Origin of the sequence: Salinicoccus sediminis (assembly GCF_000986795.1) — a bacterium.
In the GTDB taxonomy this organism is placed as follows: Bacteria; Bacillota; Bacilli; order Staphylococcales; family Salinicoccaceae; genus Salinicoccus; species Salinicoccus sediminis.
Genome location: NZ_LAYZ01000024.1, coordinates 215,764 through 228,112, shown reverse-complemented (window position 1 = coordinate 228,112; position 12,349 = coordinate 215,764). Strand labels below are relative to the sequence as shown.

General features: G+C 51.7%; 15 protein-coding genes and 1 tRNA gene. 11 read left to right on the top strand and 5 right to left on the bottom strand.

The window, feature by feature from the left end; translation table 11 throughout:
• Positions 1-124 precede the first annotated feature (124 nt).
• Both WN59_RS09740 and WN59_RS09735 read left to right on the top strand, forming a co-directional pair.
• Positions 125-595, top strand: a complete 471-nt coding sequence (locus tag WN59_RS09740; RefSeq protein WP_046516539.1) for a peptide-methionine (S)-S-oxide reductase — start codon at positions 125-127, stop codon at positions 593-595.
• Positions 596-714: 119 nt separating this feature from the next.
• A tRNA-Thr gene (locus tag WN59_RS09735) sits at positions 715-785 on the top strand.
• Positions 786-829: 44 nt separating this feature from the next.
• On the opposite strand, the gene WN59_RS09730 is transcribed toward WN59_RS09735, so the two are convergent.
• Positions 830-1,627 carry a YsnF/AvaK domain-containing protein gene (locus WN59_RS09730; RefSeq protein ID WP_046516536.1) on the bottom strand — a complete coding sequence of 266 codons (798 nt, stop codon included), beginning with the start codon at positions 1,625-1,627 and terminating at the stop codon, positions 830-832.
• Positions 1,628-1,854: 227 nt separating this feature from the next.
• On the opposite strand from WN59_RS09730, the gene WN59_RS09725 reads away from it, so the two are divergent.
• Complete coding sequence (locus tag WN59_RS09725) at positions 1,855-2,427, top strand: YdcF family protein (protein ID WP_046516533.1); 573 nt, start codon at positions 1,855-1,857, stop codon at positions 2,425-2,427.
• Positions 2,428-2,485: 58 nt separating this feature from the next.
• Here WN59_RS09725 and WN59_RS09720 read toward each other — a convergent pair whose 3' ends face one another.
• From WN59_RS09720 to WN59_RS09705, 4 genes are all read right to left on the bottom strand, one after another.
• On the bottom strand, positions 2,486-3,766 hold the full coding sequence (locus WN59_RS09720) for a hypothetical protein (protein ID WP_046516528.1): 1,281 nt from the start codon (positions 3,764-3,766) through the stop codon (positions 2,486-2,488).
• Positions 3,767-3,892: 126 nt separating this feature from the next.
• Positions 3,893-4,645, bottom strand: a complete 753-nt coding sequence (locus WN59_RS09715) for an anti-sigma factor (protein WP_046516525.1) — start codon at positions 4,643-4,645, stop codon at positions 3,893-3,895.
• Positions 4,638-5,213 carry an RNA polymerase sigma factor gene (locus WN59_RS09710; protein ID WP_046516521.1) on the bottom strand — a complete coding sequence of 192 codons (576 nt, stop codon included), beginning with the start codon at positions 5,211-5,213 and terminating at the stop codon, positions 4,638-4,640. Before WN59_RS09710 ends, WN59_RS09715 begins: the two co-directional genes overlap by 8 nt.
• A 93-nt stretch (positions 5,214-5,306) precedes the next feature.
• Complete coding sequence (locus WN59_RS09705) at positions 5,307-5,999, bottom strand: class F sortase (protein ID WP_046516518.1); 693 nt, start codon at positions 5,997-5,999, stop codon at positions 5,307-5,309.
• A gap of 156 nt (positions 6,000-6,155) precedes the next feature.
• Between WN59_RS09705 and WN59_RS09700 the strand changes: the two genes are divergently transcribed.
• From WN59_RS09700 to WN59_RS09665, 8 genes are all read left to right on the top strand, one after another.
• Positions 6,156-6,479, top strand: a complete 324-nt coding sequence (locus WN59_RS09700) for a type II toxin-antitoxin system RelE/ParE family toxin (protein ID WP_046516516.1) — start codon at positions 6,156-6,158, stop codon at positions 6,477-6,479.
• Positions 6,480-6,503: 24 nt separating this feature from the next.
• Complete coding sequence (locus WN59_RS09695) at positions 6,504-6,746, top strand: helix-turn-helix domain-containing protein (RefSeq protein ID WP_046516513.1); 243 nt, start codon at positions 6,504-6,506, stop codon at positions 6,744-6,746.
• Positions 6,747-6,833: 87 nt separating this feature from the next.
• Complete coding sequence (locus tag WN59_RS09690) at positions 6,834-7,385, top strand: GNAT family N-acetyltransferase (protein WP_046516509.1); 552 nt, start codon at positions 6,834-6,836, stop codon at positions 7,383-7,385.
• Between the two features lie 12 nt (positions 7,386-7,397).
• A complete protein-coding gene (locus tag WN59_RS09685; protein ID WP_046516506.1) occupies positions 7,398-7,649 on the top strand; it encodes a hypothetical protein in 252 nt (83 codons plus the stop codon).
• A 115-nt stretch (positions 7,650-7,764) separates the two neighbouring features.
• Positions 7,765-8,352 (top strand): copper resistance CopC family protein, encoded by a 588-nt coding sequence (locus WN59_RS09680; RefSeq protein ID WP_046516501.1) that lies wholly within the window; start codon positions 7,765-7,767, stop codon positions 8,350-8,352.
• Between the two features lie 12 nt (positions 8,353-8,364).
• Positions 8,365-9,474, top strand: coding sequence for a copper resistance D family protein (locus WN59_RS09675; protein ID WP_046516498.1), 1,110 nt, complete (start codon positions 8,365-8,367; stop codon positions 9,472-9,474).
• A 237-nt stretch (positions 9,475-9,711) separates the two neighbouring features.
• Positions 9,712-11,121 carry a sodium:solute symporter family protein gene (locus WN59_RS09670; protein WP_046516493.1) on the top strand — a complete coding sequence of 470 codons (1,410 nt, stop codon included), beginning with the start codon at positions 9,712-9,714 and terminating at the stop codon, positions 11,119-11,121.
• The gene (locus WN59_RS09665) at positions 11,121-12,257 is read left to right on the top strand and encodes a M24 family metallopeptidase (RefSeq protein WP_046517251.1); all 1,137 of its coding nucleotides are present in this window, start codon (positions 11,121-11,123) and stop codon (positions 12,255-12,257) included. Before WN59_RS09670 ends, WN59_RS09665 begins: the two co-directional genes overlap by 1 nt.
• The last annotated feature ends 92 nt before the right edge of the window (positions 12,258-12,349 follow it).

The window sequence follows — 12,349 nt, the reverse complement described above, 5'->3', positions numbered from 1 at the left end:
ATTATAAAATACCGAACGTATGTTCGCAATGAAAAAGGACGGATTCATTTATTTTGATTGAAGTGATTATTGAAACAGAGTACTCTGGATAGTACTGGAGCATTTTAGGGAAGGGGGTTACTGCATGGAAACTGTACATATTGCCGGCGGATGTCTGTGGGGCGTACAGGCGTTCATCAAGACACTGCCGGGTGTAATATCGACCGAAGCGGGGCGTGCGAATGGCACATCCAGCACTCTGGAGGGTGAATATGACGGCTATGCGGAATGTGTGAAGACCGGCTTCGATCCGTCGGTGGTTTCTGTCAGGGAACTGATGGGGTATCTGTTCGAAATCATCGATCCGTACAGTGTGAACCGGCAGGGCGGGGATGCCGGCGAAAAATACCGGACCGGTCTCTACAGTGAAGATGCAGAGCACTTGAAGGCGGCGGAGGCATTCATAGATGAAAGAAGCGACCGTGACCGTATCGCAGTCGAAGTGCTCCCGCTCAAGAATTATGTGAAAAGCGCATCCGAACATCAGGACCGTCTCGACAGATGCCCGGATGACTACTGCCATATCCCGGCGGCTCTGATGAACAAATATAAGTAGGACCGTATGGTTCAAACTTTCACCATTTCTGTCATGTTTTCTTGAAAAATAGGATTCCGTTCTGCAAAATATATGTTATAATCAATTAGGTTGATAAATTAACTATCCAAGTTGATTGTGCCGACATAGTTTAATGGCAGAACACAGCCATGGTAAGGCTGCAATGCGAGTTCGATTCTCGCTGTCGGCTCTATATATGAAACGCTCCCGGGTCTTTGATCCGGGAGCGTTTTGTCATTCGCGGTAATACCTTTCTTCATCAACGGTCTCCTGTTTCACTTCCGTCACTTTTATATCTTCATGGGAAACGACTTCCGAAATGTGTTTGGTTTCCGTCCGTCTGTCCTTTCTGATGACGACTTCCTCCGTGACGACCCTTTCCTTGATGACCTTGAGCCGGTCGCGTGTGATCGGTATGCGGATGACATTCTCATCATCGTCCGTGTCATCATTGTTGTAGTCCTCAAGCAGCGGCTCCGCTTCGAGGCGCCTCCGCTCGATGTCCACATCATCGTATTCGACAGGGATATCCATTTCCTCAAATTCCGAATCGGTGTATTTGCTGACGATGACTTCGCCCAGATTCACATTTTCCTTATCGACGACAAGCCGTTCCTCCCGGAGCGGCATGGTGTCGTCGGCAATATGACCTTCATCCCCATTGTCGTTAGTGTTTGCCGCATATGGCTCCTGGCCTTTTATGGAACGGAGCGTCTCGTCGTCATAGTCGATATAGAGCAGCATTTTGCCGTTCTCGAGCGATTTTTTGTAGACCTGCTGTTCGTAATCGCCGAGATGCAGCTCATCCATGATCTGCTCGTCTCTATCATCGCCGGAAAACCATGCGACAATCCGGTGCCAGGCGTCGCCCTCCGATGATTTCTGCCTGACGTTGGGGTAATGAATCAGCATGTCGCCGAGGTTGTATTCCGAAATGACGGTCAGGCGCTCTTCACGCAGATTCTTCCGTTTATAGTGGTCGATCCTGTTCAGCAGCTGTTGTTCGTTTGAAAAAGACTCGATTGTGCCCATTATGTACTTCCCCCTTGTTTATATGATTTATAAATATAAATGCGATTGATACATTATTCCCATAACAATGCGCCAATAAACGGCCGCGAGAGGGAAAAGATGTGTTCAGCGTTTCGTTTCACATCACCCGGGTATATCTGTTATCATATATCCTTAAAATGAAAATGGAATTCAGGCAGCATGGGAGACCCGGGGGAGATGACCGGGCTTTTTAATTGGAGGCAAATATGAATCTGAAATTTATAATGACCCTCGGCAGCCTGCTCACAGTCTTTGCCGCCACGATCCTCGCCGACAGCTTCCTGCCGGTCGAAGCGGAGGAGCCCCGGGAGAGTGATGTCATCGTCGTCCTCGGCGGCGGTGACCAGGGCAGGGTGAAGCAGGCAGCCGGGCTGTATGAGGAAGGATATGCGGATGAAGTGCTGATTACGGCGTCAGAAAAGGACGGCAGCACTTCCGGACTGAAGACCGTGGCAGAGCATTACGGCATCCCTGAAGAGGCACTGATCGTGGAAAATGACGCCACAAGCACGTATACGAATGCCGTCAGCACCATGGATTTCATGGAAGAGGAGGGCATCGATTCCGCCGTGGTCGTCACCAGCGACTATCATGTGGAAAGGGCGGAATTCATTTTCGATAAAGTGAACGATGCCGGTTACGACCTGAACTATATCGCCGCACCGAACCTTGAAGGCGAGAACTGGATCGAGCGGGAGAACTCGCACGTCATCTGGTTCAGTGAAATGACGAAGATGTGGGGCTACAGGATGGGGCTCTACAAGTGGATAGATCAATAGAGAAACGGCAGCCTCCGGAGGAGAGGCTGCCGTTTTCAGTAAAATGGCTGTTACTATATTATTGGACCTGATAGTAACCTGTTTCAACGGGTTTTGCAGGTGGTGCGAGTGCTGTGTTCGGCATCTCTTCAGGCATTTCGGACATGAACTGGTCCGGCAACTGCATTACGATCGCGCCTGAGAGGCCTTTGCCTGTCATGAACATATGGGCGATTGCTTCCCTGAGCTCGGTATAGGCAGTTTCATAGTCGCCTGATGCGTAGGCATCAAATGTGCCGATGAGCTGTTCGACGTGCATCTGAAGTCCTTCGGAAAGGTCTTCAGCCGGCAGGTTGCCTTCTGTTGCTGTTTCCATGAACTTGGAGAACTCTTCCTTGTACATTTGAAGGTTGTTCATCGCTTCTTCCTGAGCGGCTGTGTCTTCTTCAGCTGTGGCATTGACGTAGTCCACGAAGTAGCCGATGTGTTCACTCCACATTGTCTTGAACTGCTGTCCGGCTTCCTCGCCGTAGACGTCTGTCACTGCTGCAGCAAGGTCTTCGGTATTGGCTTCAAGTGCCATGGTGGATGCTTCAAAGTCTTCGGAGCCGTCAATGCCGTTCTGCATCGCGACTGCTGCGAGTCCTGCGTGTTCACTGAACAGGTGGTTCAGGTTGGAACGGAGGTCCGCAGCCGGTGTGGCAGGGTCAGTATTGTTGAACTGATCCGGGAACTGGTCGGCAATCGCTGTAGAGAGTCCTTTGCTGACCATGTACATATGGCCGATTGCTTCCCTTTCATACATATACGCTGTTTCATAGTCTCCCATTACATATGCATCAAATGCTCCGATGAGCTGATCGACGTGCATCTGCAGGCCTTCAGCCAGTCCTTCTGCATCTACGCGTTCTTCAGTGGCGGTTTCAAGGAATTTCGAGAAATCGTCGCGGTATTGTGACAGCTGGTTGAGCGCTTCTTCCTTCATCGCTTCGTCGCCTTCTGCTGTGCCGTTAACGTAGTCCACGAAGTAGCCGATATGGCTGCTCCACATCTCTTCGAACTGCTGTCCGGCTTCTTCACCGTACACGGATGCGATGGTATCAGAAAGTTCCATCGTGTTCTGCTCAAGTGCCGCGGCTGACTGATCGAAATCCTCAGCACCGTCCGCACCTTTTCTCATCGTCTCTACTGCAAGGAATGCGTGTTCACTCAGCAGATGGTCGAGCGTCGACCTCAGATCTGCAGCCTCAGTTTCAACGGTAGGCGTATGTTCCTCTCCGTCATGCGCCTGGGCATAGCCGGCATTCGAAAATACGAGTAATGCTGCCATGGGGATGACGGCCAGCTTTTTAAAATCCATCCTTCTCACTCCTTTTGTTTGTTTTCACTATGTATACGCAGGGAGATTCCAAATGGATCACATGATTTCAGAAAAAATAAAAAAATCTCCATTTCAATTTCGGAAAAACTGAAATGGAGACGATATTTAGAAGTCTGCCGACATGACGATGTCACCCTGCGGTGCCTGGTTCTGAGGGGAAGGTTCCACGGTGATTGCGACCGTGTCCCAATTCACATCTTCCGCATCGTCCAGTGTGAATACGGTGTAGCCTTCACCGCTGTCGTTCGGCACGAGTGTGCCTGCGCGGTACGGCTGTTCATCTTTCAGGAGCCATACCTGGTAGACTTCGCCTTCATTGAGGTCCGTGAAATTCTGTGCCTGGAGCACAAGCGTCTGGCTGCCGTTCGTTTCATGCATCGCCATTTTCGCGTTCATGTCTTCCGATTCGGACGTCGGTGCCAGGTTGATCGTCTCACCATCCTCGAGCAGCGCCTCTGACAATGACCCGGTCTGCTGCTGGGCGTTCCACAGATAGATGTTGCCGATCACCGACAGCAGCAGGGCGGCGGCGAGCGGTATGAGCAGTTTTTTATAGAAGCCCGTTTTCGTTGTTTTTTCGTTTTTATGTCGTGCAGTATCTCTTTCATCCATCGGGTTTTCTTCCCGCTCTGTATCTTCGGCGAAGATATTGCCGAGAACCCGGTCCTCCATGCCGCGAGGCGGTTCCACCTGCTCGGTGTCACGGGCCAGTTCGGCGTTCAGTGCCTTCCATTCGGCCAGTTCCGCCTGGCAGTCGGGGCACTCTTCAAGATGCTTTTCAAATTCCGCTTCTTCCTTCTGGTCCAAGTGTCCGTTGTAGTAGTCGATCAGTCGATCGCAGTATCTGTTGTCATTCATTCTGAGTGCCCCCTTTCCGTGCGGGATCCATATTTTCCCTGAGATGTCCGAGCGCGAGCCGCAGCCGGCTCTTCACCGTGCCGAGCGGCACATCGAGCGCTTCGGCAATCTGGGACTGGGAATATGCTTTGAAATAGAACAGCGTGACAATCCTCTGCTGTTCTTCGTTCAGTTTCTGAATTGCTTCATTTATGATTTCACGATCTTCATGATGTTCGGCCTGTTTTTCCACCGGCGAATTGAAGTGGTCTCTGTCCGGATTTACATCATCCCGTTCATCATATTCATAAGTATCGATCTTTTTCCGTCTTGAAATGTCAATCGCAGAATTCCGGGTGATCGTAATGAGCCACGTCGATAGTTTCCCCTTGGCTTCGTCGTAGGCCCCTTTCTTCTGCCAGACTTTCATGAAGACATCCTGCACCACTTCCTCAGAGCGTTCATGGCTCGAGGTCATCTTGTACGCGTAGGAATAGAGCAGCTTTTCGTATTTCCGGTAGAGCATTTCCAGACAGGCCTTATCACCTGCCCGGAGACCCTCGTACAGTTCCGAGTCGGTCCTTGTCATACGATTCTCCTTTGTTTGTGCGTCATTCGTCCATTATATATTAATTGGAATAAAAAGGCATGGATGCCGCAGATATTGGCCTCCATGCAATAATCAGCTCTCAGTATCGAGTTCAGTATAGATCACCCAGCGGTTCGGTGTGCCGCCGGTGTCGTAGTCATACGGCCCTTCGCATGTAATCAGGTTCAGCAGGCTGTTGTGGGAGTAGCCGAAGATCTTGTCGACCGGCGCCTCATCCGCATCAAACAGCTCCTTGTCATAGACCGTGAACGTCAGAGTGTCGCCGTCCTCGCCGTGGACGATGATCTCATCGCCCGGTTCCAGAGTATGCAGCTGCTTGAACACACCCGGATTCACCGTATCATCCACATGCCCCGCAATCACCGCGTTGCCCGGCGCCCCGACCTCATACCCGGGTTCATACCACGAAGTATCATGCAGCGTATCCGGCACCTCCATCTCACCGTTGTCCCTAAGACCCAGATGCTGGACCGGCGCATCCACATCAATCGCCGGAATCTCAATCCGCTCCGGGACGATGCCCTCACGCTCATCCTTCAGAATCTCCACCTGCTCAGTCGGTATGGTGGAAGGCTGTTCCTCTTCAGTTCCAGGTTCAATACCAGATTCATCTTCCGATGCCTCTTCAGAAGACTCCTCAGCAGTTTCCGTTTCAGATGCAACATCCTCATTCGTATTCTCCGGCTCCTGTCCCGCCTGTCCATCCTGACCGCCGCAGCCGGCAATGACCAGGATCATTGTCAGTAAAAATATCAGCCTGCGCATATCCCGCACCCCGCTTCATTAATTATCATAAGTTATACAGTATACGCAGGAAAAGGGAAATTGGATCACCTGAAACTGCAAATGCGTCATGTACATATACATATTCTGATCACTGTGATATAATATGTATAAATACATTATACTGGGGAGGAAACGGTGGAGATAGATATTGGTTTTATCAAGAAAGATTTAACTAAATTACGTAAAAAGAAACCTGAGCAGTTTAAAGTCATCACAAATTATTTGACTTATCTACAGATACAGGGTTTCGATGTATCCCGCCCAAAAGCTGATAATGTACATCAAAAAATTTTTGAATTACGGCCGTTGGAATTTAGAATCCTCTATGCTTATGAAAATGAAAAAGCGATAGCGCTTGTTATATTTGAAAAGAAAGAATCCAAAATACCAAAAAGATATATGAATCTTGCGAATCAAAGGCTCTCTGCTTATAAGCGGAATCAGGCGGATGAAAAATAGGGAAATTAATAAGGAGTGAAGGCTATGAGCAGAACATTCAACGCTGGGGAATGGGGAGTTTCAAAGCAGGAAAGGAAAGCTATAGAACTGATTATTGAATTGGAAACAGCGCGGAAACAATTAAATCTGACTCAAAAAGAAGTTGCAGAACGTGCTGAGATAACACAGGGACAACTATCCCGGATTGAAAACCTGGAAAGTATACCTTCACTGGAAACAATCAATAATATTGCCGAAGCACTGGATAAGAAACTCACTCTTGTGTAAAATTTCTATGGCATATGTATACAATGATTTAAAAACAAGAATCAGATTGAGACAATCTGATTCTTTTTATATATGGAGGCGACTGTGATGAAACACATAAAACTGCAGATGATAAGAGAAAACCTGGAAGATATCCCGGGGCACGGGCTGCCGGATGGATACAGCTTCAAAATGTTCGAGCCGGGGGATGAAAAGCTCTGGGCGAACATTGAAACGCAGGTGGATGAATTTGATAGTGAAGCGGCTGCGCTTGAGCGGTTCAGGCGCGAATTTGGTGAACACATCGATGAAATGGGTCACCGGTGTTTATTCCTCATTGAGCCCTGCGGCGAAGCGGTCGGTACGGCGACTGCCTGGTATGGTGACCTGCACGGGGACGGCAATATCCGCGGACGGATCCACTGGGTGGGGATTATGCCGGAATATCAGGGCAGGGGGCTGTCGAAGCCGCTGCTCGGCGAGGCGATGGCGATACTGGCGGAGTTCCATGATTCGGCGTACCTGACATCACAGACGACGAGCTGGCAGGCGGTGAACATGTATCTCAATTTCGGGTTCCGTCCGGTGCGACTGGATGATGGTTACGAGGAGGCGTGGTCGCTGCTTGAGGAGAAGCTGGGAAGGATAATTGGTTACTGAGGGGTGAGGGTTATGAGAAAGTTGTCCAGAGAAGAGGCTGAAGCTGATTTTGACAGCCTGATCAGATATGTCAACGAGGAAGAGGCGCCTGTTTATATCGGTGAGAGTGATGCGGGGGCAGTCATGGTCAGCCAGGAGTATTGGCAGGGACTCGGGGAGACCTTGCTGCTTGAGCGGTCTGGTGTCATGCAGAAAGTAAGGGAACGTGAAGCGGATGGAAGTGGATTTTCGGATATTGGTGATCTGGACTGGAGCAGTATTTGATGTCCATTTTTTGACACATGCATAAAAAGCGGCATGACAATGATACGGCTTTTAATTGGAAGCGCTTTTAATATGCTGTAATTTGACCCATAAAAGAATATGGGAGTGTTTGCAAATGGGCAAAAGACTGATTGTTTTTCTGAGTGTATTCATGATGAGTGTCGTGTTCGGAGGTGTGGTGCAGGCGCATTCGACAATGGTGTCGTCTGACCCTGAGGAAGGATCTGAGGTGCAGGAGGAAGTGTCATCCGTGACGATGACTTTTGACTCCGAAATCCAGCAGGAAGAGGAAGTCTATCTGGAAAATGCTGATGGTGAACGTTTCGATTATGAAAATATCACTGTGGAAGGGGAGACGGTGGAACTCACTTTCGCTGAACCGCTCGTCCAGGGAGATTATACTGTCGTCTGGGAAGTCTATGGTGCTGACGGCCACATGGTCAGCGGGGATTACGAATTTACTGTAGCCGAAGGTGCAGCGGATGAATCTGGGGAGTCTGAGGATACACCAGAGGAGCAGACTGAAGAGGAACAGCCGGAAGAACAGACGGATGAAGTGCCGGCTGAAGAATCGGAAGGTGCTGTTGAAGATGCGGCAGTTGAAGACGGGGGCGGCATGTCCTACGGTGTGATTGCGCTGATTGTCGGGCTTGCGATTGTGGTAATTGCGATGATCATTGTCTTTGCCCGCAGGCGTAAATAGGGAGGCCTATTGATGGTTATTGCCTCCCAGCTGCTCTTATACCTGTGTCTCTCCCTGCTGGCGGGAGTGATGACCGCAGGCGCGATGCCTCGGGGATACATGCCCAGGTTCCGTGTGCCGAAGTGGCTGATGATTGCGGCTGCTGGAGGTGTCATCGTCTTCGGGGCGGCGCCGGTATTTTCTATCATCATGAATATGGCCGGCAATCTGTCATTTGCAGGTGCCTTCGGCCAGGTGCTGTTCGGCTTCAACGCCGGACGGGCCTGGCTGGTCATGTATTTGATCGCCATCGTATTCATCGCACTTTTTGCTTTTGACATCATGGAGGGCCGTGCGATGGCCCGTGCCGGGGTAGCTCTTACAGTGATTCTTGCTGTTGCCCAGAGTTTTGCCGGACACGCCTTCGAACAGGCGGGGCTGTGGGGTGTGACGGTGCATGCCGTGCATCTCATTGCGGTTATGGTATGGAGCGGCCTGCTGATGATCCTCGGCTGGTTTACGCGTGAGAAAGTGAAGTGGCCCGCTGTGTTGTCGTGGTTCACACCGCTTGCTCTGATATCCATCATCGTGCTCGCTGTGTCCGGAGTGTTCATCTCGGATGTGGTGACGGCCGGACAGGGCGCGGGTGTCAGCATCTTCCGGCGGCTGGCGGATTCTTGGCTGACAGACTACGGGCAGTCCCTGCTGTTCAAGCAGCTGCTGCTCGCGGCAGTGCTCGGCTACGGCATCATCAACGGCATCCTGTACAGGGCGAAATTGCGTCTTGATCCGGATCTGGAGATCCGGCCGTGGATCAGGACGGAAACTTTTGTAGTGCTGATCATCCTGATGGTAACTGCCTTCATGGGAGAACAGCCGATACCGAGCCGGCTTGATACAGTCATAGGACGGGACGGAGTGTCGCCTTTGTTCGAAGCGGTTCACGGAGCAGGCATTCCCGTCGGCACGGGAGTTTCATTCAGTTTTGATGTCATTGGAGTGCTGCTGATACTATTCTCAGCGGTATTCTTCGGCTTCATGCTGTATGCGGCCAGAATGCGGATGCATGCAGGGCTGTCGTTTGTGATGGCCCTGTGTTTCGTGGCATCAGGGTATCTTGGATTGATGCTGAGTGTCGTTTGAGAAGCATAAAATGAAGGGTTCCCAGGCATATTGGTGTCCGGGAATTTTTATTTTGCGGGTTATCGGCTATTGTGAAGGGATTAACGCCCGGCAAACGGATTACCCGGGCATTAAACCGGGATTTTTATAGTAATATGTAAAAATAGTTTCCATTGTTCATAAGCCTGGCTGAAATTATAATTCCGGTATGTTAAGTTGGCAAGGTATTACATTTAATTTAACAAAGGGGAGAATTATATGGAATTTGCAAATCAGCCGATACTGATATGGTTTGTCATCGGCTACGGAATATTCATGCTGGCCCTCGGGGTGGTCTACTCGAAGAAGATCAGCACGAGTGAGGATTTCATCCTCGCGGGGAAATCGCTCGGACCGATCGTCCTGATGGGGACGCTGCTTGCGACGTGGGTCGGCAGCGGCTCGGTGACGGGCGGCCAGAACTCGCTGGCCTATTCGTTCGGCATATGGCCGGCGCTGATGTCGACGGTGCCGTCTCTGATCGGTATCGGGACGATCTTCCTGATTTCTTCGAAGATCAAGCATTACGGTAAATATACGGTAGCGGAAATACTTGAGGTGAAATACGGGAGATGGGCGAGTGTGCTGGCGGCACTGATCATCATTCTGGCATTTGTCGGCATCGTTTCCTACCAGTTCCAGGGGCTCGGTTTCATCCTCAACATCTCAACGGGCGTCTCGCCTGAAATGGGTACGATCATCGGCGCGGTCATCATCATCTTCCTGGCCTGCGTCGGCGGCCTGATGTCTGTGGCACCGACGGATGCGGCGAGTGCATTCCTTGTCATCATCGGTCTCATACTCGCACTGCCGATTGCTCTGTCAGTAGGCGGCGGCTGGAGCGAAATAACGTCGAACCTGCCGGACACCCACACGTCATTCACAGGCGGGCTGACGTTCATCCAGCTGATGGGCTACTACTTGCCGACACTGTTCCTGCTGCTCGGCGACCAGAACATCTACCAGAGGATGACGGCAGCAGGCAACGACAAATCGACGAAGCTAGGCACTGCCGGATGGATACTCGGTCTCGTGATCGTCACACCGATCATTTCCATCCTCGCATTCATCTCGCGCTCGCTATTCCCTGATATTGAGCCGGGCATGGCATTGATTGCACTGACAAGCATCCTGCCGGTTGCGATCGGCGGCATACTGATCGCGGCGCTGACGGCATTCATCGTCACTACGGGCAACTCATATCTGCTCTCCGCGGCGACAAGCGTCATCTACGACTTCTTCGGCAAATATATGAAAAAGGACATCACCGACCATCAGAAACTCGTATATACAAGGGTGCTGATTCCGGTGCTCGGCATCATCTCATTCCTGCTCACGATGTACTTCCCAACGATACTTTCCGTGCAGATGTACGCATACACCGTGTACGGCGCAGGCATCACACCGGCACTGCTCGCCGTGTTCCTGTTCCCGCAGGTCACCAAGCAGGCCGGCCTCGCATCCATGGGTACAGGCCTCGTCGCGACACTGTTCTGGGAATTCTTCTACGTGCAGTCGACCGGCATCAACTCGGTCATCATCTCCGTACCGGCTGCGATCATCGTACTGATTGTCGTCACCCTGTTCACGCAGGATAAAAACCAGGGGCCGAAAGAGGTGACTGAATGATGGATACACGCCAAAGGATCGAGAATCTCAGGGAAGTTATGGAGACGCGCGGCATTGACGCCGCCGTCGTCTTCAACTTCGAGAACCAGTTCTACTACAGCGGGCTGCGCGCGATCACGTATTCGCGCCCGATCATCCTGATAGTGGAACGGCAGCGGCAGAGTCTCATCATCCCGAGCCTGGAAGAGAACCATGCGGAAGAGAAGACGGATGTCGACCATCTGTATGTCTATCATGAAGTGGCGGGCAAAAGCGATGCTGCGACCGATTACCGGGAACTGTTTGATGAAGTGCTGTCAAAACTGGACCCGGGGGCGACGGTCGGCATCGAATACGGCGCGCTGCCGGCGGACTATATGATGAGGATCCAGGACCAGGGGTTCCCTGTCGCAGATATCGGCGGCGAGATTGTGCGGCTCCGGGCGATCAAGACTGAGGAGGAGATCAACATGATCCGCGAATCCGGGAAGCTGGTCAGCGGTGCACTGGGCCGTACGATTGAACAGAGTGCCGCAGGGCGCTCTGAGCTTGAGATCGATGACTACGGCAACCAGTTCCTGTTCGATGAGATCTCAAGGAAGTACACGGATTCGACATTGGACTATTTCGTCATGTCGCCGTCCGGCACACGCCGCACCAACATGCCGCACGTGTTCTCCAACACGCGGAAACTGGAGCAGGGTGACGTCATCATCCACAGCCGCCAGGTAGGCCTCTCCGGCTACCGGGCGGAGTGCGAGCGCACATTTTTTGTGGGCGAGCCGACAGAGCGCCAGCGTGAAGTGTTCGAGGTCATGCTGAGGGCACATATCGCAGCACTCGACTTCATCAAAGCCGGCGTGAGAGCCTCGGAAGTCAACGAAGCGGCGCTTGCCGTCATCCGCGAGGCGGGACTCGAGGAATACGTCTCACACCGCACGGGGCACGGCATCGGGATCGGCCAGCATGAGGAACCGTCGCTCCGGTTCGACAACGAGCTCGTGCTCGCGCCCGGCATGGTATTCTGCGTGGAGCCCGGGATCTACGTGCCGGGCGTCGGCGGATTCCGGCATTCGGATACCGTCGTGCTGCGTGAAGACGGCACCGACATCATCACCGAATACCCCCGCGACCTTGAGCATCTGATAATCAAATAGGCATTGCTGATGGAGACTCCGGTCTCCATCTTTTTTTGTGCTGTGATGCTGCTGGCAGCCACCGGTTTTTATTCCGAATGAAAAGAGCTGAT

Excerpts from the sequence above, each read along its gene's own strand:
- WN59_RS09740 (WP_046516539.1), top strand. The coding sequence starts at position 125 with ATGGAAACTGTACATATTGCCGGCGGATGTCTGTGGGGCGTACAGGCG.
- WN59_RS09730 (WP_046516536.1), bottom strand. The coding sequence starts at position 1,627 with ATGGGCACAATCGAGTCTTTTTCAAACGAACAACAGCTGCTGAACAGG.
- WN59_RS09725 (WP_046516533.1), top strand. The coding sequence starts at position 1,855 with ATGAATCTGAAATTTATAATGACCCTCGGCAGCCTGCTCACAGTCTTT.
- WN59_RS09720 (WP_046516528.1), bottom strand. The coding sequence starts at position 3,766 with ATGGATTTTAAAAAGCTGGCCGTCATCCCCATGGCAGCATTACTCGTA.
- WN59_RS09715 (WP_046516525.1), bottom strand. The coding sequence starts at position 4,645 with ATGAATGACAACAGATACTGCGATCGACTGATCGACTACTACAACGGA.
- WN59_RS09710 (WP_046516521.1), bottom strand. The coding sequence starts at position 5,213 with ATGACAAGGACCGACTCGGAACTGTACGAGGGTCTCCGGGCAGGTGAT.
- WN59_RS09705 (WP_046516518.1), bottom strand. The coding sequence starts at position 5,999 with ATGCGCAGGCTGATATTTTTACTGACAATGATCCTGGTCATTGCCGGC.
- WN59_RS09695 (WP_046516513.1), top strand. The coding sequence starts at position 6,504 with ATGAGCAGAACATTCAACGCTGGGGAATGGGGAGTTTCAAAGCAGGAA.
- WN59_RS09690 (WP_046516509.1), top strand. The coding sequence starts at position 6,834 with ATGAAACACATAAAACTGCAGATGATAAGAGAAAACCTGGAAGATATC.
- WN59_RS09685 (WP_046516506.1), top strand. The coding sequence starts at position 7,398 with ATGAGAAAGTTGTCCAGAGAAGAGGCTGAAGCTGATTTTGACAGCCTG.
- WN59_RS09680 (WP_046516501.1), top strand. The coding sequence starts at position 7,765 with ATGGGCAAAAGACTGATTGTTTTTCTGAGTGTATTCATGATGAGTGTC.
- WN59_RS09675 (WP_046516498.1), top strand. The coding sequence starts at position 8,365 with ATGGTTATTGCCTCCCAGCTGCTCTTATACCTGTGTCTCTCCCTGCTG.
- WN59_RS09670 (WP_046516493.1), top strand. The coding sequence starts at position 9,712 with ATGGAATTTGCAAATCAGCCGATACTGATATGGTTTGTCATCGGCTAC.
- WN59_RS09665 (WP_046517251.1), top strand. The coding sequence starts at position 11,121 with ATGGATACACGCCAAAGGATCGAGAATCTCAGGGAAGTTATGGAGACG.